A 23,343-nucleotide genomic window follows, 5' to 3' on the forward strand; every position below is an offset into this window, starting at 1 on the left:
CCCATGCGCTTTCCCGACGGATTCCTCTGGGGCGCGGCCACCGCCGCCTACCAGATCGAGGGAGCGGTCCACGAGGACGGCCGCGGTGTGTCCATCTGGGACACGTTCGCCCGTACCCCGGGAGCGGTGCTGCGCGGCGACACCGGCGACATCGCCTGCGACCACTACCACCGCTGGCCGGCCGATCTCGATCTTTTGAAGGAGCTGGGCGTGGGGGCGTACCGGTTCTCGGTGGCCTGGCCGCGGGTGATGCCTTCCGGCGACGGCGCGGTCAACAAGGCCGGGCTCGACTTCTACGACCGGCTCACCGACGGGCTGCTCGAGCGCGGCATCACCCCGATGGCCACGCTCTACCACTGGGACCTGCCGCAGGCGCTGCAGGACCGCGGCGGCTGGGCCGACCGGGACACGGCCGACCACTTCGCCGGGTACGCCGAGGTCGTGGCGGAGCGGCTCGGCGACCGGGTGCCGTACTGGCTGACGCTCAACGAGCTGTACTGCTCGGCGTTCGTCGGGCACCTCGACGGCAAGCACGCCCCCGGGCTGCGCGACGAGAAGGTCGCCGTGACCGCGCTGCACCACCTGCTGCTCGCGCACGGCAAGGCGGTCTCGGCATTGCGGGCGAGCGGGACCACCGGTCGAATAGGCATCACCTGCAACCTGACCTCCGTGCGTCCGTTCACTTCGGACCCCGCCGATGTGGCCGCCGCCCGCCGCCTCGACCTGCACGAGAACCGCATGTTCCTGGACCCGCTGTTCCGCGGCGCCTACCCGCCGGACGCGGCGGGCCACTACGGCGCCGTCACCGATTTCGGTTTCGTCCACGACGGTGACCTGGAGGCGATCGCGCAGCCGCTCGACTACTTCGGCATCAACTACTACGAGCGGCATGCGGTCCGTGCGGATCCGGCCGATCCGGTACGCGGGTGGCAGCGCGTCCCGCCGGCGCGGCCGACGGTGACCGGGATCGGCATCGACCCGGTCGGCCTGCGCGAGATTCTCGAGCGCGTGAACCGGGAGTACACCCCGCTGCCCTTGGTGGTGACCGAGACGGGCCTGGCTCTGCACGATTACGTCGCCCCGGACGGCACGGTCGCCGACGACGAGCGGATCGCCTTCTTCGACGGCCACATCCGCGCGGCGCACGAGGCCCTGGAGAACGGCGTACCCCTGTTCGGTTTCTTCCCCTGGTCGTTCATGGACAACTTCGAATGGCAGTCCGGGTACGGCGTCCGCTACGGCGTCTACTACGTCGACTACGCCACCCAGGAGCGCAGGCCCAAGGCCAGCGCCGAGTGGTACCGGTCGGTGATCCGCGCCAACGGTCTGGTGGGGCGTTGACTCCTCGTCACACATCTGAAATCTTAGATGCCTGTCAACGCAAGAACTTGGCAACACATAGAAAATCTGTGTGGATCGAGCCGAAACTTCGTGGCAGGAGTCCCCCATCCCCTGTTGGCCGCCGTGGAGCCCCGACCTCGGCGGCCGGCTGCGCAGAACGAAGAGGGCTTCATGAAGAAGAGACCGCTCCGACGAAGACTGCTCAGCACCGTCCTGGTGGCCGGCCTGATAGCCGCCGGAATGTCACCGACCGCCGCGCACGCCGCCGGCGGGACCAACCTGGCCGCGGGCAAGGCGGCCACGGCCTCGGGCGTCAACGGCCCGTACGTCGCGTCGAACGTGACCGACGGGAACGCCAACTCGTACTGGGAGAGCCCGAACGGGGCCTTCCCGCAGTGGGTCCAGGTGGACCTCGGCAGCAGCCTCGCCGTCGACCAGGCGAAACTCAAGCTGCCGCCGGCGACGGCCTGGGCCGCGCGCACGCAGACGCTCACCCTGCAGGGCAGCGCCAACGGCTCCACCTGGAGCACGCTGTCCGGCTCGGCGGGGCGGCTGTTCGACCCGGCCAGCGGCAACACCGTGACCATCGACTTCACCGCGGCCACCGTCCGGTACGTGCGGGTCACCATCAGCGCCAACACGGGCTGGCCGGCCGGACAGCTGTCCGAGGTCGAGGTCTACGGCGTCGCGGGGCAAGACCCCGATCCGGACCCGGATCCGGATCCGCCGACCGGCGCCAACCTGGCGGCGGGCAAGGCGATGGAGGCCTCGTCCTCGGTCTTCACGTTCACCGCGCCCAACGCCAACGACAACAACACCGGCACCTACTGGGAGTCCAACGGGTTCCCGGCCACGCTGACCGCGAAGCTGGGCGCCGACGCGGACGTGACGGGCGTCGTGCTCAAGCTGAATCCGGACCCGATCTGGGGCGCTCGCACGCAGGGCGTCCAGGTGCTCGGCCGTGCGCAGGGCGCCTCGGGGTTCACCTCGCTGAAGGCGCGCGCCGACTACGCCTTCAACCCGGCCACCAACCAGAACACGGTGACGATCCCGGTGACCGGACGGGCCGCGGACGTTCAGGTGCAGGTCTTCTCGAACACCGGCGCGCCGGGCGGGCAGGTCGCCGAGATCCAGGTGCTCGGGACCTGGGCGCCCGGCCCCGATCTGGTGGTGACCGGGTTGACCTGGTCGCCCGCCACGCCCGACGAGACCAGCGCGATCACGGTGTCGGCGTCGGTGCGCAACGCGGGCAACGCCGCATCGGCGGCGACCACTGTGGACGTACGCGTCAATGGCGTCGTTGCCGGAAGCGCCCAGGTGGGTGCTCTCGCGGCGGGGGCGACGACCACGGTGACGGTCAACGCGGGTCGTTTCGCGCAAGGCAGTTACCCGGTTTCGGCGGTGGTCGACCCGGCGGGCACGGTGGCCGAGCAGAACAACGACAACAACACGCTGACCGCCTCGTCGCCGCTGGTGGTGGCGCAGGCGCCGGGGCCCGACCTGCAGGTGCTGAGCGTGACCCCGAACCCGGCCAGCCCCTCGGCCGGCGCGCCGGTCACCTTCGCGGTGGCGGTCACCAACCGGGGCACGAGCTCGGCGGCGGCGACCGTCACCCGGCTCGTGGTCGGTGGCACGACGCTCAACGCGAACACCGGCGCGGTCGGCGCGGGCCAGACGGTCAGCGTCAGCCTCGGCCCGTGGACCGCCACCAGCGGCGGCGCGACGGTCACCGCCACCGCCGACGCCACCGGCGTGGTGACCGAGACCAACGAGAACAACAATTCACTGACGCGGTCGATCGTGGTCGGCCGGGGAGCGGCCGTGCCGTACGTCACCTACGAGGCGGAAGATGCCCGCTACCAGGGAACTCTCGTCGAGGCGGACGCGTTGCGGACGTTCGGGCACACCAATTTCGGCACCGAGTCGTCCGGCCGCAAGTCGGTGCGCCTCACCGGGACCGGGCAATACGTCGAGTTCACTTCGACGATCCCGTCGAACTCCATCGTGGTCCGTAACTCGATCCCGGACGCGGCGGGCGGCGGCGGGCAGACCGCGACGATCAGCCTCTACGCGAACGACCAGTTCGTGCAGAAGCTGACGCTGTCGTCGCGCAACAGCTGGCTGTACGGGACGAGCGACGACACCGAGTCGCTGTCCAACTCGCCGTCCGCCGACGCGCGGCGTCTGTTCGACGAGTCGCACGCGCTGCTCACCCAGTCGTATCCGGCCGGTACCCGCTTCAAGCTGCAGCGGGACGCCACGGACACGGCGGCGTTCTACTACGTCGACTTCATCGACCTCGAGCAGGTGGCCCCGGCCATAGCGCAGCCGGCGGGCTGCACGTCGATCACCACGTACGGCGCGGTGCCGAACGACGGCCTCGACGACACGGCCGCCATCCAGCGGGCCGTGACCGACGACGAGAACGGCGTGATCAGCTGCGTCTGGATCCCCGAGGGCCAGTGGCGCCAGGAGCAGAAGATCCTGACGCCCGACCCCACCCGCGGCCAGTACAACCAGAAGGGCATCCGGAACGTCGTCGTCCGCGGCGCGGGCATGTGGCGGTCGGTGCTCTACACGAACACCGAGCCGCAGAACGTGGTCGGCAACATCAACCACCCGCACGAGGGCAACGTCGGCTTCGACATCGACGACAACACCCAGATCTCCGACCTGGCGATCTTCGGCATGACCACGAACCGGGCCAACCGGGGCCACGGCATCAACGGCCGGCTCGGCAAGAACACGAAGATCAGCAATGTCTGGATCGAGCACGTCAACGTCGGCGCCTGGGTCGGCCGCGACTACTCCGACACGCCGGCCTACTGGAACCCGGGCGACGGGCTCGAGTTCTCCGGGATGCGCATCCGCGACACGTACGCGGACGGCATCAACTTCAGCAACGGGACGCGCAACTCACGGGTATTCAACTCGTCGTTCCGCACCACGGGCGACGACTCGCTGGCCGTGTGGGCGAACCCGCGCGTCAAGGACACCTCGGTCGACGTGGCCTCCAACAACCACTTCGTCAACAACACGGTCCAGCTGCCATGGCGGGCCAACGGCATCGCCATCTACGGCGGATCCAACAACTCGATCGAGAACAACCTCGTGTACGACACGATGAACTACCCCGGCATCATGCTGGCGACCGACCACGACCCGCTGCCGTTCGGCGGGACCACGCTGATCGCCAACAACGGCCTGTACCGGGCCGGCGGGGTGTTCTGGGGTGAGCAGCAGGAGTTCGGCGCGATCACGCTGTTCCCCTCGTCGAAGGACATCACCGGCGTCACCATCCGGGACACCGAGATCATCGACTCGACCTACGACGGCATCCAGTTCAAGACCGGCGGCGGCAACATGCCGAACGTTCTTGTTTCGAATGTCAAGATCGACAAGTCCAACAACGGCGCCGGGATCCTGGCGATGGGCGGGGCACGAGGCAACGCGACCCTGACCAACGTCACCATCACCAACTCGGCCGACGGCAACATCGTCGTCCAGCCCGGCTCCCAGTTCGTCATCAACTAGGTATTCGCGCGCGGCCCTCCCGGCACGTCACAACCGGGAGGGCCGCTCGGTCTTTGTGCATGTGAAGACCAGTCGATTGGAAGCGTTCAGCGATGGCGTGCTGGCCATCATCATCACCATCATGGTGCTCGAGCTGAAGCCGCCCGAGGGCCACACCCTGTCCGACCTGGTCCACACGACCGGGCCCGGGCTGCTGACGTACCTGCTCAGCTTCGTGTACGTGGGCATCTACTGGACGAACCACCACCACATGTTCCACCTGGTGCGGCACGTCACCGGGGGCGTGCTCTGGGCGAACCTGGGTTTACTTTTCTTCCTGTCGCTGCTCCCGTTCACGACCAGCTGGGTCGACGAGTCGTCCTTCGAGCGGACCCCGGTCGTGATCTACGGCCTGAACCTGCTGGCCGCGGCTCTCGCCTACGTCGCCCTGCAGAGGGTCGTCATCCGCCGGCAGGGCCCGGACTCGCCGCTGCGCCAGGCCATCGGCTCCGACGTCAAGGGCAAGGTCTCCGGGGTGATCGACCTGGTCGGCATCCTCTGCGCCCTGCTGATCGACGACGTCGGTGTGGTGATCGCCGGGGCGTGCTTCATCGGCGTGGCGATCCTGTGGATCGTCCCCGACCGCCGCATCGCCCGGGTGGTACGCCAGTATCAGGCCGCCGAGGAAGCCAGCCGCGCCCGCGTCTGAGGCGCCCGGCTCAGCCGAGGTCGTCGAGGATGGCGGTGCAACTCCGCAGCACCACCTCGGCGGCCCGCCGGCCCCCCGCCGTACCCGCCCCGGTCGTCTGCTCATGCCACCGCGCGGCCGCTCTCTCCGCGGCCGGCCACAACCTCTCCGGCGGCGTCTGCGGTTCGACCCCGAGCCGCTCGCAATGAGCCCCGCCCTCCCCGCCGATCAGCCGGCGCGCCTCGACGGCCAGTTCCCCCGGCAGCGCGACCCGCCCCGTCCGCAGCCCCGCCAGCAGCCGCAGCTCGCGGAACGCGTGCGCGCCCGCCACCACCAGCTCCAGCTCGGCCGCCAAGGCGCCGGCGGCCGGATGCGGCTCCGCGAGCAGCAGGTGCTCCAGCCCGATCAGCGCGCTGCGCGCCTTGAGCACCCCGCGCCGGGCGGTGAACAGGTCGCTGATCGACGCCTGCAGCTCGGTCAGCCCACTCTGCCGCACCAGTTGCTCGCCGAGCGCGGCCCGGCTCCGGGCGCCGCTGCGGCACAGCGTCGTGGCCAGCCGGACGCCGCCGAGCCCGAACCGATCCAGCAGTCCCGCCCGTCGCGAGGCCGGGATGTCGAGCGGAAACGAAGCCCCGGCAAAGCGATCCACCGACAGCAGATGCGCATCGGCGTCGGCGCGGGGCAGGCCGGCGATCGCCGCGATCACCCCGTACTCGTCCTCGCGAAGCGTCCGCCCGGCGTGCGCGATGCGCCCGGAGATCGCCAGCACGTCCTGGCAGAGCGACGCCACGCGCGGATCCTTCCGCCTGCGGCGGGCGATCCGCTTGGCGTTGAGCAGGGCATCGGGCTTGCCGCCGGCGAGTTCGTCGGCCCGCGAGAGCAGAACCATGACGTGTACGGGCGGAGCACCGCCGATCGGCAACGAGGGCGGGTCGCCGAGGTGGCGCACGAGGTGCAGGACCGCGTCGGCCTCGGTGAGCGCGTCGTCGGCGCCGGTCTCCAGCAGCCGGGTGTGCCGCAGCGCCCGGCACGGCCACTCGACGACGACCGACCCGGCGCCGGTCTCCGGCACGGCCACGTCGTGGCCGGGGCGGGAACGTTCCAGCGGCGCCACGAACTCCGGCGCCGAGAGCGGCCGGACCCGGGCGAGCGGCCGCGTCCCGTCGTGGAACCAGACCGGGGCGCCGCCGGCCCGCACGGGCGCGACCTCTTCGCCGATCAGGGCATTGACCAATGTGGACTTCCCGGTCTGCGGCCCACCGGCGACGGCCACCCGCAGCGGCTCGTCGAGGCGTACGCGATGGTGGCGTAACCATGTCTCGGCGCGGGCGTGCCCGCGGAAGGCCAGGGCGGCCCGGTCGAGCAGGTCGCGCGCCCGCCGTTCGAGGTCGTCGTCGCTCATGCCGGGGCTTGCAGCAGGGCCAGGGACTGTTTCTGCAGGCCGGCGAGGCGGATCAGCTCCTGCTCGACGTGGCGGGCCCGGGTCTCGCGGGCCGAGGCCTCCTGGTCGGCGGCGACCTTCGCGGTGCGCAGCGATTCGACGATGGCGTCCTGCAGATCCTCGGTGACCGCCGTGTAATGGTCACGCAGGGCGCGCTGGATCCGCCGTACGGAATCCTTGGCGTCCTTGGCCATGCCGATGTAGATCTCGTCGACGTGCCGCTGGACGGCGGCGCGAGCCGTCGCCTGGCGGCGCTTGAGCAGCGACCGGCCCTCCTCGCGGATGCTCTTGCCGCCGAACAGGGCGCCGCCGCTGAGCGAGATCGGATTGATCAGCGACATGCCGGTGAGGCTGGTGGCCAGCCCGAACATCAGCACGCCGCCGTAGGAGCCGCGCAGTCCGGTGAACACCTTCTGACTGAGCGTGAACCGCTCGACCGGTGGACTGTCCAGATCGGTCACCCGGTTCGGCAGGTCGCCGGGGACGGCGGGCACCCATGACGGCAGGACCTGGCCGAGCTCGGGCGGGAACTCGGCGGCCACCGACCGGGCCAGCCAGGCGGCGCGCTCGCTCAGCCAGCCCAGACTGGTCTGCGCCGTCTCCAGCAGGGCGTCGCGCAGCCACGGCTCGAAGTCGTCCCAGACGCGCAGCGGGTCGGACTCGAGGAAGATCTCGTCGGAGCGGGCGATCACGGCCCGGGTGCGCTCGCGCAGGTCGTGCTCGATGTCGGACATGAGGTCGCCGACCTCGTCGGCCAGCCGGCTCTGCCAGCGGATGGTGCACCTGCGCAGCCCGTCCATGCGCCGCTGGGCCTCGTGCAGCCGGGTCACGGCGTCCGAGTGGGCGGTTTCGGCCCGCTGCGCCGCCACGCTCCGGCGCAGCGGCGTGGCCAGCTCGTCGGTGACCGCACGGCCGAGCAGCCCGACCGCGGCCCGGGACAGCCGGTCCGGCTTGGCCGCGATCAGCGTGCGCAGCAGGGCGATGAGCTGCGGGAAGCCGGACTCGCCGTTGAGCGCGCCGTCGCCGGTGCGGGCGGCGTGCGCGCGCAGCGCGGCCGAGGTCGGCACCACGGTGGCGGGGACGCCCGCCTGCACCAGCCGCATCCGGTTGGCCTCGACGTCGCGCCGCCAGTTCGGGGCGTAGTCGGTCTTGGTGAACGCCACGACCAGGCCGGGCAGCAGGGTCGCCAGCTCGGCCAGGACGGCGAGCTCGGCGCCGGTCAGCTCGCGGCCGGCCTCGCAGGCGAACAGCAGCACGTCGGCCCGCCCGGCGTCGGCCAGCTCGCGGATGCGGCCGAGCGCGGCGCCTTCCTCCGGCGGGAGCGGAGGCGTGTCGATCAGCGCGAGCCCGGCCGCGAGCAGCTCGCGGGGCAGGCCCACCTCGGCGTGCAGCCGGTCGATCGATCCCGGGGCGATGCCGGCTAGGGTCTCGGTGAGCGCGTCGGCCGGCCGTTCGGCGGCGAGGGCGATGCGGTCCTGCGGGCCCGCGTCGGCCTCGTCCCCGCGGATCAGCTGGGCGGTCGGCTGCGCGGCGTGCCGCACGACGGTCGGCACGGCGGTGCCGCGGTCGTCGCCGGTCACGCAGACCGGGGCATTGATCAGGGCGTTGATAAGCTGGCTCTTGCCCTGCCGGGCCGCGCCGACGACGAGCACGCGCAGGCTCGGGTCGAGCAGCTGGGTCCGGCGCTGCCACAGCCGGCCGGCCAGGTCGGGCCGGCCGTGCTCGGTGCACGTGCGGATCGTCGCATCGAGCACGTCGAGCCACAGCGGAGACAGGGCGCTGAGTTCCGTCCGGCCTGGCCGGACGGGGGAGGCCGGACCCGCATAGGCCGTGGGTCCGGTCTCCCAGCTCTTCATCGTGACGCCCTGCCTCCGTGTTGTGCGATCAGAAGTGCAGGCCGGTCAGCCCGCCGAGCAGATCGTGGCCCGCCTCGGGCTCCGGCGCCGGTTCCGGCGTCGTGTGGGTCAGGCCGTCGACCAGCCCGGTCACGCCCGAGACGTGGTGGTCGATCACGCCGGTCGCGTCGCCCACGGTGCCGTGCAGCGCACCGTCCACGGTGCCGTCCGGCAGCAGGCCACCGACCGTGTGGTCCACGCCCGAGATGGTTCCGGCGAGGCTTCCGGCAAGCGAAGAGGTTGCCTCGTGGACCCCGGAGACGTCAAGGCCGCCGGCATCGACGCCAAGTGATCCGGTCACGCCGGTCGCCGTGTTGACGGTGGCGTCGAGGGTGCCGGTGACCGCCGCGTGCGAGACGACGCTCTCGGCGCTGTAGGAGACGTCGGCGGTCGTGTGGTCGACCGTGGAGTAGACCGTCGCGTCCAGGCCGGCCGCCGGGTCGTGGATGAGGCCGAGCCCGCCGGTCACGTCCACCGTGGAAAGGAGCTGGTCGGCGGTCACGGTGGTGGCGGCCGCGACGTTCAGGTCGGCCGTGTGCGAGTAGGTCCCGCCGCCGACCTGCGCGGTGATCGACTGGAGGTGGGCGACCGCGCCGGCCACGTCGAGGTGCGCGACCCCGGTGGTCACGTCGTCCACCTGGGCCAGTCCGGCCTGGGCCGGCACGGCGCCGAGCGGCGCGTAGTCGAGCACCAGCGGCAGCACGTCCTGCACGTCGGCGGCGGTGATGTCGCCGAGGCCGGACGCCTCGAGCGTGCCGTGCGGGTCCAGCTCGAACGCCGACCGGGCGCCCGGGTCATAGATGAGGTTGAGGACGAAGTCCTGCAACGTCGGGGAAGAATCCATCGAAAACGATCTCCTCACGGGGTCGTGGGTGTGCCACCACGCTAGGAGCGGGGGCCGGGCCGGGCATCGGGGTTCGTCCCCCTCTCGCCGGAGGGGATAGGGTGCGTCGGGGTTAGGGGGTTAGGGGATTGGTCGCCACGAAATTTGGGGGAAGACCCCCGATGCCCGATCTGGTACGAACATGGGGTCCCGAGATCCGATATTGAGGAGCTTCCCCTTGCCGTACCTGCTAGGCCTCGACGTCGGATCCGCCGCCACGTGGGCCGCGATCTGCCGGCGCGCACCCGGACCGGCCGGTTGGGGGCCGCCGTCGCCGGTCGCCACCGACGCGCCGCCCGCGGTGCCCGGGCTGTTCCGGCGGTGCGGCGACGACGTGCCGGTCTACTGCGACAACCTCCTGATCACCCCGCAGGCGCTGGTGGTCGAGCAGGCGCGCGCGGCCGGCGACCAGGTCTGGGCGCGGGAGGGAGAGGGGCCGGAGGGCATCGCGGTGGCCTACCCCAGCGCCTGGGGCCCGGGCCGGGTGGGTCTGCTGCGCGCCGCCTTCGACGACGCGGGGATGAGCAATGTGGTGCTGGTGAGCCGGGCCTGCGCGGTGGTCGAGCGGCATCTCGCCGCGGGCCGCCCGGTGGCCTCCGGCCGCCCGGTCGCCGTCTGCCGCATCGGTCGCGCTTCCGTCGAGGTTTCGCTGCTTGTTCCGTACGGGCCGGGGCGGCTCGAAGTCCTCGGCGCGGCCACGGCGGACGAGTTCGGCGGCGACGACCTGGCCGAGGGCGGGGCGGCTTCGGCGCGCGCCGTCATGGCGGCAGTCCTCGATCTCGTACGCCGGACGGCGCGCCCCTGCCAGGTCGGCCTCGGCGACCTGGCCGCCGTGCTGGCGGCCGGCGGCGGCGCCGCGCACCCGGTGGTCGTGCCGTCGCTGGCCGACGCTCTTCCCGCGCCGGTGATCCGGGAGGACGACCCGTGGCTGACCGTCGCTCGTGGAACCGCGCTGGCGCTCCGCTCGCCGGCGCTCTCCTCCGCGGTCGTCCCCGCGCTGGCTTCCTCGGCGGTCCCTTCGCCGGAGGTGGCAAATGTGCTCGTGCTGCCGACCGAGCTGTTGCCGATCACCGACAGCCGGCTCGGCGTCTCCGAGCTCGGCCCCGGCGAGATACCGCCCCGCCCGCCGGTGCAGGTGGCCGCGCCGAAGGTGGGCGGCAAGTGAGCGCCGCCGACCTGCTGAACGAGGTGCGGGCCGATCCGTCCGCGCCGCTGCGCGCCGCGGTCTGCGCCCCGGGCGGATACGGCAAGAGCGCCCTCCTGGCCCAGATCGAGCGGACGTGCCACGACACCGGCGTCCCGGCCCGGCTGGTCGACGACGCGCACCGGCTCGATGACACACGGCTACGGGAGCTACGCGAGCTGGCCGAGCATCCGGACGCGCGGATCGTCGTCGCCTACCGCCCGTGGCCCCGCCCGCCGGCGCTGGGCCCGCTCACCGAGGTGCTGCGCCGGCGGCGGGCGCCGATCGTGCTGCCCGCCCTCACCCCAGCCGAGATCAGGGAACTGCTCGGGGCGCAGCTCGCCGACTACGTGGGCGCGCTCAGCCGCGGCGTGCCGCGCTACGTCGCCCGGCTGGCGGCCGCACTCTCCGGCCCGGCGGCTCCGGCCCGGGCGCCGGAGGCGTTTGCCGGCTCCGCGGTCCCGGCCCGGGTGCCGGCGGCGGCGCTCGCGCCGTTCGCGCCCGAGATCGACGAGCTCGATGCCGACCTGCGCACGCTGCTGCTCGCCGTCGAGGCCGGCGCCGGCCTGTCGTTCGATCTGATCGCCAAGCTGCTCGGCCGTGACCCGCGGGTCGTGGCCGAACTGGTCGCGGCCGGACAGGCCACCGGGATGCTCGGCGCGGACGGCACGATGGTGCCGCTGGTCCGGCACGCGCTCGCCGCGCTCGCCCCGATCGCCGAGCGGATCGACGTGCGGCAGCGGCTGGCCGACCTCCAACTCGCGCGCGGCGGCCCGGTGCTCCCCCTGGTGCGTCACCTGCTGCCCGCGCTTTCCGGCACCGGTCTGCTCCCCGGCGGCGGCGACCATGCACGGCCCGGTCCCGAGCTGGGACCCGCCTTCGAGGCCGCGGGGGAGGAGGCCCTCGATGACGACCCGGCGCTGGCCGCCCGGCTGTTCGCCGCGGCTGCGGAGGCCGGCCGGCCCGCGGCCGCCCGGCACGCCATGGCCACCGCCCTCGCCGGTGACCTCGACCTGGCCGCCCGGCTCGCCGACCGGGCCCTTGCCGACCGGGCGGTCGCCGGCGGCTCACCCGCCCAGCGGGCCGAATCGGCCCATGTCTCGGCCTACGTCTCGGCCGTCGCGATGGCCCATCGCGGCCGGCTGGAGAGCGCCACCGAGCTGCTGCGCTGGGCCGGACCGGGACCGGCCGCCGGCTTCCGCGCCACCGGCCTGACCGGCGTCGGCCGCGGCGAGGAGGCCGACGAGGTGCTCGCCACCCTGGACGCCGGCGACGACGGCCCGCCGACCCTGCTTCAGGCCTCCGCCGCGCTGATGGCACGCGGCGTCCGCGAGTCGGTGACCGGCACACCCGCCGCCGCCTTGTCCACGCTGGTCCAGGCGTCCACACTGCTCGAGCACGCCGGCGCCGGCCTGCTGCCGGACAGCCCCGCGGCGCCGGCCGCGATCGTCGCCCTCCACAACGCCGACCTGGACACCGCCGAGGCCACCCTGGACCGGGCGATCCGCTCCTCGATGGGCGGCCCGCCGCTGGCCGCGCGTCACCTGCTCCTGCAGGCGTGGTCGCGGATGCTGCGCGGCCACCTCGGCACGGCCGCCCGGCTGCTCGCCGAGGCGAAGAGCGCAGCCGGGCGCGACCTGCTGTTCGCCACCGCGCTGCGGGTGGCGCTGGCGCGGCGGGACAGCGACCCGGTCGGCCTGCGCGCCGTCTGGCCGGACGCCTGCCAGGTGCTGATCAGCCAGCCTGTCGACCTGTTCACGCTGCTGCCGCTCGGCGAGCTGACCGTGGCCGCGGCCCGGCTCGGCGAGCAGGACCGGGTCGCCGCCCACCTGGCCGACGCCGACCGCCTGCTGGCCCGGCTGGGCGACCCGCCGCTGTGGAGCGTGCCGCTGCACTGGAGCCGCCTGCACGCCGCCATCCTGGCCGAGCGGCCGGACGAGGCCGAGCGGCACGCCGCCGCCCTCTCCCGGCTCGCCGGCGGCCGCCCGTACGCGGAAGCTTTGGCCGCGGCCGCGCGTGGCTGGCTTGCGGTGATCAACGACCGGATCGATCCGGAGCAGATCGAGGCCGCCGCCCGCGGACTCGCCGCCACCGGCCTCGCCTGGGACGGCGCCCGGCTCGCCGGCCAGGCCGCTATTCGCACCGCCGACCGCAAGGCGATGACCTGGCTGCTCGACTGCGCCCGGCTGCTGGGCGGCCCGGCCGCCGAGACCCGCGAGTCGCAGTCCCCGGTCGCCGAGCCGGCCGCGCCGTTGCTGAGCGAGCGGGAGCAGCAGGTGGCCGCGCTGGTGGTCGCCGGCCTGACCTACAAGCAGGTGGCCGAGCGGCTCTACCTCTCGTCCAAGACGGTCGAGCACCACGTCGCCCGCATCCGGCAGCGCCTCGGCTGCACCGATCGGCGCGAGCTGCTGGCCCGGCTGCGCGAGGTGCTGCCCGATCAATCGGCCGACCGACCGAACGGAGTTCAGGCATGAAGCGGCCCCGTCTCGACCCCCGTCTCGACCCCCGGCTGGGCGCCGGGCTGGTCCTCCTCGTCGTTCTGTGGCTGGCCGCCGCGGCGCCGGCCGTGCTCGACGCGGCCGACCGGGTGCGCGAGCGCAACACTGCCGACCGGCTCGGACGCGCGGTGGACACGGCCGTCGTGGCCTTGCAGGACGAGCGGCGGCTGTCGCTGGCCCACCTGGCGGGCGGCGACGCGACCGCGTTGACCGCGGCCCGGGAGCGCACCGACCGGGCGCGCGACGATCTGCGCTCGGCCACCGGCGGGTGGTCCTCCACCGCATCGGCGGACGACCTGCTGTCGAAGCTGGACGCCCTCGGCGTCGTCCGCTCCGGGGCGGACCGCGGCGAGATCCAGAGCGTCGCGATGCTGGCCGCCTACGGCGTGGCCATCGACGCGGGCCTCGGCCTGCCGTGGCTGCCGTCCGGACCGCTCGGCCGCGCCCGCGAGGCGTTGTCCGAGGAGGACGCGATGCTGCGGACGGCGCTGGCCACGACGGCCGGCGCCGGTGAGACCGAGCGGATCCGCGTCGGCGAGCTGGCCGGCGAGCGCCGCGCCTGGCTCGATTCCGGCCCGGAGGCGGCCGGCGACACGGGACGGCAGCTCGCCGCCGAGGCCGACCAGCGGCTCGCCGGGATCGAGGCGCGAGTGATCCTCGGCAAGGGGCGGGTCACCCCGGCCGAGTGGACGGCGGCGGCCGACCCGGTCAACGCCGCCCTGCGCGCGGCCGAGACGAGCGCCGCCCGCGACACGGTGCGGGACGCCACCCCGGCGGCGATCGGCGCGACCGTCTACGCCGGCCTGGTCGCGGGGGTCGGCCTCGTGGCCCTGGTCGGTGTCGTCGTCCTGGTCCGCCGGTTCCGGCCGGCCCCAGCGGCTGCCGTCGCGCCGGCCACCGACGACGGCGACCCCGGCCTCCAGGATCTCCTGCTCGACCTGCACCGGCGCAGCCAGCGGCTGGTGCACCGCCTGCTGCGCCTGCTCGACGGCCTCGAGCGCCGCCAGTCCGACGAGGAGATGCTCGGCCAGCTCTACCGGGCCGACCACCTCGCCACCCGGGTGCGCCGCAACGCGGAGAAGGCGATCACGCTGGCCGGCGGCGCGCCCGGCCGCCAGTGGCGGCGGCCCATGCCGCTGGGCGAGGTGGTGCGCGGCGCCGCCGCCGAGGTCGACGACTACGTACGCGTCTCCACGTCGCAGATCGAGCCGGCGGCCCTGGCCGGCGACGCCGTGCTCGAGGTCACCCACCTGCTGGCCGAGCTGATCGACAACGCGGTCGCCTATTCACCGGCCGAGACGCGGGTGCGCACCGGCGGCCGCTGGGAGGACGGCGACTACACGGTGACCGTCTCCGACGCGGGACCCGGCATGACCGATCTCGATCTCGACCGCGCCCGCGAGGTGATGGCCGACCCGCGGCCGCCCACCGGCGGCGTCTGGCAGGGCTTCTACGCCGTGGGCCGGTTCGCCGCCCGGCGCGCCGTCGGCGTACGGCTGCTGCGCGGGACGGCCGGCGGCCTGGTCGCCGAGGTGGTGTTGCCCGCGGCCCTGGTGTCCCACCCGGGTCCGGACGGGCCCCGGCCGGGCGGCCCGCCGATCAACCGCGTCGACCGGATGCGCGCGCGGCTGAGCGAACTGGACACCACATCCGTAGACCTTTCCAACGTGGTGGGCCATGCCGCGGCGGGCGAGACGGAGGCGCAGTGAAGGACTGGATCATCAGTGCGACGGGTGCGGGTCCGCTCCTCGACCAGTTGCACAACCAGCTTCCCGGGACCGAGGGCGTGGTCCTGCTGTCCGCGGACGGGCTGGAGCTGGCGATGTCCTCCGGCACCCGGCCGGACAAGGCGACCCAGCTGTCGGCGGTCGCGGCCGGCCTGCACGCGATCGCCGAGGCGGCCAACCGCAACAACGGCGGCCGCCGGGTCGACCAGTCGGTGGTCGAGATGGACCACCGCATGCTGGTGATCGTCCCGGTGACCGGGGAACTGCTGCTCGCGGTGGTGTTCGACGCGGTCACCGACCTGTCGGGGACGCGCGAGCGGATCGCCTCCTTCGCCGGCCGGCTGGGGCTGCGGCTCTCGTCGGTCGACATGGGGCGGACCGAGCCCGACCTACTGCTGCCGATATCATGATCAACGACGACATCTGGTACGACGACGAGGCCGGCCCCCTCGTCCGGCTCTACGCGATCACCGGGGGCCGTGCCGAGGCGCCCGCCGGCGACTTCACACTCAGCACCATCGTGCAGCGGGTTCCCGGCTCGGAACCCGGCCACGACCTGTCGCTCGCCGAGTCGACCATCGTGGGGCTCACCGAGCGGCCCGTGTCGGTGTCCGAGATCGCGGCGAGGCTCGGCCTGCCGCTCGGCCCGGTCCGGGTCATCCTCGGCGACCTGCGCGATGCCGGCCTGGTCGCCGTCCCCCGCTCCCGCGACGCCGCCGAGCGTCCCTCCATGCGGTTGCTCGAGCAGGTGCTCGGCGGCCTGAACGCCCTGTGACGGCGGAGGTCCGTACGATGAACGACTCGCCCCCGCGTCCCCGGCGCTCGCCGTCGGTCGTGCTGCTGGACGCGCTGCTCGGCCTGGTCACCGCGGTGCAGACGGGCAACATGCCCGGACGCCGCCGGGCCGGCCTGCTCTGGCTGGCCGCCGGTGTGCTGGTCGTGGCCGGCGGCACCACGATCCTGATCGGGGCGCTGATGCGCGCGCCGGGCGGCCTCACCGACCTGACGCCGCCCGAGAAGGCCGCGCCCGCGCCGCCGCCGGTCACCAGCGTCGCCGCGCCCGCGGTCACCACCCACAAGACGTCGGCCGCTCCGACGGCGTCCGCCACGCCGGTGTCTTCCAGCCCGGCGGGCAGCGCCTCCGCCAAAGGCCCGGCGGGCGCCCCGGCAAGCAGCGCCGGCAGCCGCCTGACCGCCGCGTACGCCGCGGCCGGTGGGACCGGTCTGCTCGGCTACCAGGCCACGGTGACCCTGGCCGCCCAGGGCCCCGGCCCGTCGGCCGACTGGCGGCTGACCGTCACGCTGCCCCGGTCGACCCTCCAGGTCGCCGCCGTCGACGGCGCCACGGTCGAGCGGGAGGGCGCGGTCTGGACCTTCACCCCGGACGACTCCACCCGGCAGATCGCCGCCGGCGCCACCGCCGTGATCTCCTTCGAGGTCCGCGGCGCCACCCTGGTCGACGCCCAGCCGACCGACTGCCGCGTCGGCGACGAGGTCTGTTCCGGCCTGTCGCGATAGAGACGGCCGTGACCGGCACGTGGCCCAGCTCACCCCGCGACCTCACATCGGATTCACATGCGGGTTCACTAGGGTGCCCAGGTGTCTTCCTGGTTCCGCCGACGCGATCACAACATCTTCACCAACGCGACCTCGCTGCTGATCTGCGGTTTGCTGGCCGGGGTGGTGGTCGCCGCCGCGGTCTTCCCGGCCGCCGCCGCGTCGGGCCTGACGGTCGAGGCGGGCGGTAAGGCGTTCGCCGCGCTGCCGAGTCAGGTCAAGGAGTTCAACTCGCCGCAGATCACCCGGATCTACGCGTCCGACAACAAGACGCAGATCGCGGTCATGTACGACGAGTTCCGCAGCGACGTGCCGCTGTCGCAGATCGCGGTCACCATGCAGAACGCGATCATCGCGGCCGAGGATCGCGGTTTCTACCAGCACGGCGGCGTCGACCTCAAGGGCACGGTCCGCGCGTTCGTCAACGATTCGAGCGGCGGCGACCGGCAGGGCGCCTCGACCCTCGCGATGCAGTACGTGCGCATGGCGCTGGCCTACTCGGCGACCAACCCGCAGGAGGTCGTGGCCGCGACCGAGGACACCCCGAAGCGCAAGGTCACCGAGATGAAGTACGCGATCCAGCTCGAGAAACAGATGAGCAAGCAGCAGATTCTCGAGCGCTACCTGAACATCGCCCCGTTCGGCAACGGCGCGTACGGCATCTACGCCGCCAGCCAGATCTACTTCCACAAGAATCCCAAGGACCTCGACATCGCGCAGGCGGCGCTGCTGGCCGGCATGGTCAAGGCGCCGACCAGCTTCAACCCGGCCACCGCGAGCGGCTACCCGCAGGCGGTCGACCGGCGGCACTACGTGCTCGACGGCATGGTCACCACCGGCGCGATCACCAAGGCGCAGGAGGACGCCGCCCTCAAGGAGGCGATCCCGCGCACGGTCCGGAAGGTCGGCAACGGCTGCGTCTCGGTCAACAAGAACGAGTGGGGCTTCTTCTGCGACTACTTCACCCGGTGGTGGAACAGCCAGCAGGCGTTCGGCGCGACGACGTACGACCGTGAGCAGCGCCTCAACGACGGCGGGTACCGGATCGTCACGACCATGGACGTCAAGGCCACCGCGTCGGCGTACCGGCGGATCAACCAGCAGATCAAGAACAGCAACAAGGACGCCCTGATGCTGGCCGCGGTGCAGCCCGGCACCGGACAGGTGCTGGCCCTCGCCGCGAACCGCACGTTCAAGCTGGACGACTCGAAGAACCACATCTCCTCGAATCCGGCCAAGGCCGCCAGGAAGATCAAGGGCACGTACCCGAGCACCACCAACCCGATCGTCAGCGGTGGCGGTGACGTCGACGGGTACCAGGCCGGCTCGACGTTCAAGATGTTCACCATGGTGACCGCCCTCAAGCAGGGCATCCCGCTGACCAAGACGATCAACGCCGGGGTCACCGCGAAGACCCACTACATCGTGGCCCCGAGCAGCCCGGCCGCCTGCCCCGGCACGCATTTCTACTGCCCGGGCAACGCGGGCGAGAGCGAGGCCGGCGTCTACAACATGTGGGCGGCGTTCGGGCACTCGGTGAACACGTACTTCGTGCCGCTCGAGGAGGAGGTCGGGGCGCAGAACGTCGTGCAGACGGCCAAGGACTTCGGCATTCAGTTCCGCGCCTCCAACGACGCGACGCTGGCCGAGCCGGGCAACGCCCAGCAGTGGGGCGCGTTCACGCTGGGCGTCTCCGAGTCGACGCCGCTCGACCTGGCCAACGCGTACGCGACCCTGGCCGCCGACGGCAAGTACTGCACGCCGACCCCGGTCAAGGAGATCGTCGACCGGGACAACGAGAAGATCGACGTCGGCAGCCCGGACTGCCGGCGGGTGGTCTCGGCCGACGTGGCCCGCGCGGCCCTGGACGCGGCGCGCTGCCCCGTCGGCGACTCGGCCCAGCTCGGCAGCTGCGGCGGCTCGGGCACGGCACCGCAGTCGCGCGGCGAGGTGGGCCACCCGGTGTTCGGCAAGACCGGCACCACCGACAGCGAGAAGACCGCCGCGCTGATCCTGGGCACGACGTCGATCGTGGTGGCCGGCTACCTCGCCGACCCGGACTGGCCGCAGACCAACCAGCACATGTCGCACTCGCAGGTGAACCCGGCGGTCTGGAACACGGTGGCCGACTACATGAAGGGCAAGCCGAGCGTCCAGTTCCCCAAGCCCGGCGACACCCGGGTGGCGGTGGGCGACCTGGTGTCGGTCCCGTCCGTGAGCTGTACGAACGTCGCCGACGCCACCGTCGAGCTGAAAGGCGCTGGCTTCCTGCCGACGACCGGCGGCCAGGTGTCCTCGAACTGCCCGGCCGGCACGGTGGCCGACACCAGGCCGAGCGATCAGGCCGCGAAGGGCAGCCAGATCGTCATGGAGATCAGCAAGGGCACCCAGCCCGGAAACGGCAAGAAGCGCTAAGGCACTCGGCCGGAGTTGAGGCGGACCACGGAGTCGGCGATGTCGATCACTCGCTGGTCGTGCGTGGCCACGACCGCGAGGGTTCCGGCGTCGACCGCGGCGCGCAGGGCGTCCAGGACCAGCTGGACGTGCTCGTCGTCCTGGTGGGCGGTCGGCTCGTCCAGCACCGCCACGGTGGGGGTCAGGACCAGCGCCCGGGCGAGGGCCGTGCGCTGCTGCTCACCCAGCGACGTGTCGCGCGCCGGGCGATCGGCGATGCCGGCGAGACCGAGTTGGTCGAGCAGGCCGGAAGCGGCGACCCGGCCGCGGAGACCGGCGGGCAGCAGCACGTTCTCGGCCACCGACAACTCCGGTTCCAGGGCCAGGCGCTGCGGCAGCAGGGACACCGTGGCCCAGTCCGCCGCGCGATGAGCGGGTGTGCCCGACACCAGCACGTCGCCGGAGGACGGGCGCATGACCCCGGCGATCAGATGGCACAGCGTCGATTTCCCCGAGCCGGAACGACCGGCCAGGACGGTCAGCGTCGCGGGCGGCAGCGCCAGCGTGACGTCCTCGAGCACGCCCTTCGCGTGGCTGACCGAGCGCACCTCCACCAGCGCCCGGGTCATTGCGCCCGCCTCAGCTCGACGTGCCCGTCCACGACGGTGACCACCACGCGGCGGTCAGGGAACAGCGGCAGCGACTCCGGCGGGAGCTGGAGCCGGCCCTGGCCGTCGATGATGGTGGTGTGGTCGCGGCCGGCGTCCTGCGAGCCGGACAGCACGCCATGCCGGAAGCGGAAGACGGTGTCGGCCGCGGCGATCGCCCGCGCGTCGTGGGTGGCCAGGACGACCGCGCTGCCCTGCTCGGCGCGGGACCGCAGCAGCCGCAGGACCAGCCCCGCCGAGTCGTCGTCGAGCTCGGCCGTGGGCTCGTCGGCCACCAGCAGAGCGGGCGCGCCGACCGAGGCCGCGGCCACCGCGAGGCGTTGCTGCTCGCCACCCGACATGACGTCCGGCCGTTTCCGGGCCAGTGGGGTCAGGGCGACCTCGTCGAGCGCGGCGAGGGCATCGCACGGTACTCCGCGCAGCCGGGCCATCTGCTCGATCTGGCCGAGTGCGTCCAGCTGCGGGAACAGGCTGTGCGTGGGCCGCTGGGCCACCCAGCCGATCTCCCGGCGGCGCAGGCGCCGCAACTGGCGGCGGGACAGGCCGGAGACCGGTCGGCCGCGGTGCCTCAGCTCGCCCCCGGCCGGACGCTCCCGTAGCGCCAGCACGGCCAGCAGCGTCGACTTCCCGCTGCCGGACGGCCCGGTGACCGCGCTGATCCGGCCGCCGCGCACGGTGACGTCGACCCCGCGCAGCGCCTGGGTTGGCCCGGTCGGCGCGGCGTAGAGCTGGAGCAGGTCGTGGCCCTCCAGCAGGGGCGCGCTGTCAGTCGTCACGGTAGGCGACCTCCTCGACGGCCGAGCGGGTGGCGGTCAGCGCCACGGCCAGGATCGTCGCCACGGCGGCGGCCCCGGCGGTGACCGCGACGCCGAGCGGCGAGAGGTGCAGCACGTAGCGGGGCAGCAGCCGGGGCTGGTCGTCGAGCAGCCGCGCGCCGAGCGGGGTGAGCGCGGCCGCCCCGGCCACGGCGGCGGCGAGCGCGACGACGGCCAGCAGCGCGAACTCCAGCGCCCGGGCCTGGGCGACGCGAGCCCGGCCCAGGCCGACCCGGGCGAGCATGAGGTCGGCCGGGCGGCGCAGGACGGCGGTGCGCTGGGCGTAGACGCCCAGCGTCAGCACCGCGAGCAGGGCGAGGTAACCGGCGATCGCGACCTGGTAGCCGCGGGCGCGGGCGGTCCCGACGTACGTGGCCTCGGACCGCAAGCCGGCGGCTGTGTCGATGCGTTCGGGCTTGACGCCGTGCGCCGCAGTCACCGCTTGGATGCCGGCCGCGCCGCCGGAGCTCCACAGCGACGCCTGGGCGAGCTGGGCGCCCGCGGGCATCGCGGTGAGCGGCTTGAGGCGGGGGTCGTCGGTGCCGAGGTTGCCGAGCACCGGGTCGGCCGCGGCCACGTACATCGGGCGGCCGTGCATGCCGGGGAACGCGGCCACGCGCGCGACCACGGTGAAGTCCTGGAAGTCGAAGCCGACCTTCAGCGGGAACGAGTCGGCCCCCGCCGACGCGGGATCGGCGACCGCGATGACCCGGACGGATCGATCGGCCGCTACAGGCTCGGCGGCGAGTCGCGCGACGGCCGCCCGCGCCGCCGCCAGGTCGGAGCCGCGACCCCACAGGGCGACCGCACGGAAGCGGGCCGGGTCGATGATCAGCAGGTCCTTCTGCTCGGCGTCGACCGGGCTCAGCACGTCGGTGTGCCAGGCCACGGTGCTGCCGGGCGGCAGCGGCGGCACGCGCACACCGGCGACCGGGCCGGTGGGCCGCGGGGCGAGCGGATCCTGTCGCGGTGGCGAGGGGGCGCCCTCGTCGAGGACGTACGAGCCCTCGAGCGGCGCCACGGCCTCGGCGCCCGCGGCCACCGCGATCCGGTCCTCGGCCGAGGCCGCGGTCGAGTCCACAGCGGACAGTGCGAACAGCAGCATGCCCAGGCCCGCGGTGACCACCACGACGGCGAGACGACGCTCGGCGCCGCCCGAGCCCAGCCGCCGGCGGGCCAGCCAGACGACCGCGCGCCGCGGCGAGGCCGGGAGGGAAGCGCGGCGGTGGGTGGCGAACCGGGCCGGCAGCCATCCGGCGGCCACGCCCACGGCGGCGAGCACCAGCAGCGGAACGAGCAGGTCCACCCCGTCGGCGGGACCACCGGCCCGGGCCAGGCCGGCGGCGGCGACGAGGGCGGCGACCACCACCATGGCCGGCCACGGGAGCTGCCGCCGTGCGGTTGTGGGCAGCATCGGCCGCACGCGTCGGGCTGCTGCGGCAGTGGCCACCCCCGCGACCGTGACCAGACCGGCCACGGTGACCAGACCGGCCGTCCAGGCCGCCAGGATCTTCGACTCCCCGATGGCGCCGGGCGGACCCAGCCGCGCCACCAGCTGCCACGCGACCAGCCAGCCCAGCGTCGCGCCGGCCACGGCCGGAAGCAGGCTCTCGAGCAGCCACAGCCCGCCCACCCGGGCCGGCGCGATGCCCACGGCCATCGCGTGCCGCAGCTCCCGCTCCCGCCGCCGCGCCGACAGCAGCGCCACGGCCAGCACCGACGCGAGCCCCACGCCGATCGCCGCCCACTCCACCGGCTGGGTGCGATGCCGGATCGTCGCGGTCGTGGCCTGCGCCTCGGCGACGATCCGCCCGATGCCGCTCGCGAACCGGAACGCCAGCGGGCTGTCCGAGCCCTCGGGCGGCTGCCGGGTCGCATAGTCGCGGCGCAGATCCTCCACGGCGCCGGCCGTTCGCCGCGCCTCGGCCAGCGTCACGCCCGGCTCCAGTGCGGCCTCGACCGACCAGAAGATCTCGTCGTGCAGAGCCTTCGCGAGCGGCTCCACCGTGGCGGCGTCGCCGACGAGAAGGTAGGCCGGAAGGGTCTCGTACTCCGTGTCGCCGGGGGTGTCGCCGCGCCGCAGAGGCCAGGTGTGACCGGCCGGCAGGCGGCCTTCGTCATCGACGGCGTAGACCCCGGCGACGGTGCTGGTGGTCTGGTGCCGCTCGCCCTGCGTGCCTACGACGACGGTGAGCGTGATGCGGCCGCCGGGGTGCGCGCCGAGGGTGTCGGCCATCGGCTGCGGAAGCCACAGCCCGTCCCGGCCTTCCGCGGTGGCCACCAGTTCTCTCGGCGGATCCGCCACGGCGAACAGGCGGCCCCGCTCCTTCCGGCCACCGAGGCCGACGGTCAGCTCCCAGAAGCGCGGCTCGACCAGCTCGGCGCCGATCGAGCCGCCGGTCACGTCGGGCTCGGTGAGGTGCGGGATCGCCCGCATGTCGTCGGCCACGGCCTGCTGGTCGGCGCTCCTGGAGCCGACGGCCGCCGAGAGGCGCACCACGGCGGCGTCGCTCTGCCGGGCGGTCGCCGGGATCTCGTCGCGGCGCAGCTGGAAGGTGGCGTTGTCGGAGGCCTCGGCGAACATGGGCGCGGCGGCGCCGGCGGCGGCCAGGACAAGGAAGGCGGCGAGGGTGAGCACCGACCAGGCCCGCTGCCGGAATCCGCCGAGGATAGCGGCCGCGGTGAGCTGGTCACTCACGTCAGCGGCCTCCTCCACCCCGGGGGCCCTGACGCTACAACA

At 73.4% G+C, this 23,343-nt stretch carries 16 protein-coding genes; 10 read left to right on the forward strand and 6 right to left on the reverse strand.

All coding sequences use genetic code 11. The features are described 5' to 3' along the window. Positions 1 to 3 precede the first annotated feature (3 nt). From ACIA5D_RS06740 to ACIA5D_RS06750, 3 genes are all read left to right on the forward strand, one after another. The gene (locus ACIA5D_RS06740; RefSeq protein ID WP_396028876.1) at positions 4 to 1,341 is read left to right on the forward strand and encodes a GH1 family beta-glucosidase; all 1,338 of its coding nucleotides are present in this window, start codon (positions 4 to 6) and stop codon (positions 1,339 to 1,341) included. 171 nt (positions 1,342 to 1,512) lie between these two features. Then, positions 1,513 to 4,875, forward strand: coding sequence for a CARDB domain-containing protein (locus ACIA5D_RS06745; RefSeq protein WP_396028877.1), 3,363 nt, complete (start codon positions 1,513 to 1,515; stop codon positions 4,873 to 4,875). A 61-nt stretch (positions 4,876 to 4,936) separates the two neighbouring features. Beyond that, positions 4,937 to 5,563 carry a TMEM175 family protein gene (locus ACIA5D_RS06750; protein WP_396028878.1) on the forward strand — a complete coding sequence of 209 codons (627 nt, stop codon included), beginning with the start codon at positions 4,937 to 4,939 and terminating at the stop codon, positions 5,561 to 5,563. A gap of 10 nt (positions 5,564 to 5,573) precedes the next feature. Here ACIA5D_RS06750 and ACIA5D_RS06755 read toward each other — a convergent pair whose 3' ends face one another. The 3 genes from ACIA5D_RS06755 to ACIA5D_RS06765 are packed head-to-tail and all read right to left on the reverse strand — an operon-like array spanning position 5,574 to position 9,722. Beyond that, entirely contained in the window at positions 5,574 to 6,944 is a 1,371-nt protein-coding gene (locus ACIA5D_RS06755; RefSeq protein ID WP_396028879.1) for a hypothetical protein, read from the reverse strand. Further along, positions 6,941 to 8,839 (reverse strand): dynamin family protein, encoded by a 1,899-nt coding sequence (locus ACIA5D_RS06760; RefSeq protein ID WP_396028880.1) that lies wholly within the window; start codon positions 8,837 to 8,839, stop codon positions 6,941 to 6,943. Before ACIA5D_RS06760 ends, ACIA5D_RS06755 begins: the two co-directional genes overlap by 4 nt. Positions 8,840 to 8,867: 28 nt before the next feature. Beyond that, positions 8,868 to 9,722 carry an IniB N-terminal domain-containing protein gene (locus ACIA5D_RS06765; protein WP_396028881.1) on the reverse strand — a complete coding sequence of 285 codons (855 nt, stop codon included), beginning with the start codon at positions 9,720 to 9,722 and terminating at the stop codon, positions 8,868 to 8,870. Positions 9,723 to 9,939: 217 nt separating this feature from the next. Between ACIA5D_RS06765 and ACIA5D_RS06770 the strand changes: the two genes are divergently transcribed. From ACIA5D_RS06770 to ACIA5D_RS06800, 7 genes are all read left to right on the forward strand, one after another. Continuing rightward, positions 9,940 to 10,926, forward strand: a complete 987-nt coding sequence (locus ACIA5D_RS06770) for a hypothetical protein (protein ID WP_396028882.1) — start codon at positions 9,940 to 9,942, stop codon at positions 10,924 to 10,926. Next, positions 10,923 to 13,418, forward strand: a complete 2,496-nt coding sequence (locus ACIA5D_RS06775) for a LuxR C-terminal-related transcriptional regulator (RefSeq protein ID WP_396028883.1) — start codon at positions 10,923 to 10,925, stop codon at positions 13,416 to 13,418. The genes ACIA5D_RS06770 and ACIA5D_RS06775 overlap by 4 nt, the downstream gene beginning before the upstream one ends. Continuing rightward, positions 13,415 to 15,151 carry a nitrate- and nitrite sensing domain-containing protein gene (locus tag ACIA5D_RS06780; protein ID WP_396028884.1) on the forward strand — a complete coding sequence of 579 codons (1,737 nt, stop codon included), beginning with the start codon at positions 13,415 to 13,417 and terminating at the stop codon, positions 15,149 to 15,151. The genes ACIA5D_RS06775 and ACIA5D_RS06780 overlap by 4 nt, the downstream gene beginning before the upstream one ends. After that, entirely contained in the window at positions 15,148 to 15,579 is a 432-nt protein-coding gene (locus ACIA5D_RS06785) for a roadblock/LC7 domain-containing protein (protein WP_396028885.1), read from the forward strand. The genes ACIA5D_RS06780 and ACIA5D_RS06785 overlap by 4 nt, the downstream gene beginning before the upstream one ends. Further along, positions 15,576 to 15,944 (forward strand): DUF742 domain-containing protein, encoded by a 369-nt coding sequence (locus ACIA5D_RS06790; RefSeq protein ID WP_396028886.1) that lies wholly within the window; start codon positions 15,576 to 15,578, stop codon positions 15,942 to 15,944. Before ACIA5D_RS06785 ends, ACIA5D_RS06790 begins: the two co-directional genes overlap by 4 nt. Before the next feature lie 17 nt (positions 15,945 to 15,961). Continuing rightward, complete coding sequence (locus ACIA5D_RS06795) at positions 15,962 to 16,687, forward strand: hypothetical protein (protein WP_396028887.1); 726 nt, start codon at positions 15,962 to 15,964, stop codon at positions 16,685 to 16,687. An 81-nt stretch (positions 16,688 to 16,768) separates the two neighbouring features. Beyond that, the gene (locus tag ACIA5D_RS06800; RefSeq protein WP_396028888.1) at positions 16,769 to 19,141 is read left to right on the forward strand and encodes a transglycosylase domain-containing protein; all 2,373 of its coding nucleotides are present in this window, start codon (positions 16,769 to 16,771) and stop codon (positions 19,139 to 19,141) included. Here ACIA5D_RS06800 and ACIA5D_RS06805 read toward each other — a convergent pair. Genes ACIA5D_RS06805 through ACIA5D_RS06815 form a run of 3 tightly spaced genes read right to left on the reverse strand, consistent with a single transcriptional unit; the run spans position 19,138 to position 23,301 of the window. After that, complete coding sequence (locus tag ACIA5D_RS06805) at positions 19,138 to 19,749, reverse strand: ATP-binding cassette domain-containing protein (protein WP_396028889.1); 612 nt, start codon at positions 19,747 to 19,749, stop codon at positions 19,138 to 19,140. The genes ACIA5D_RS06800 and ACIA5D_RS06805 overlap by 4 nt on opposite strands. Next, positions 19,746 to 20,564, reverse strand: coding sequence for an ABC transporter ATP-binding protein (locus tag ACIA5D_RS06810; RefSeq protein WP_396028890.1), 819 nt, complete (start codon positions 20,562 to 20,564; stop codon positions 19,746 to 19,748). Before ACIA5D_RS06810 ends, ACIA5D_RS06805 begins: the two co-directional genes overlap by 4 nt. After that, positions 20,554 to 23,301: a hypothetical protein gene (locus ACIA5D_RS06815; RefSeq protein ID WP_396028891.1), complete on the reverse strand. Its 2,748-nt coding sequence runs from the start codon at positions 23,299 to 23,301 to the stop codon at positions 20,554 to 20,556. Before ACIA5D_RS06815 ends, ACIA5D_RS06810 begins: the two co-directional genes overlap by 11 nt. Positions 23,302 to 23,343 lie beyond the last annotated feature (42 nt).

This window comes from Actinoplanes sp. NPDC051513 (assembly GCF_044454685.1).
Classification (GTDB): Bacteria; Actinomycetota; Actinomycetes; order Mycobacteriales; family Micromonosporaceae; genus Actinoplanes.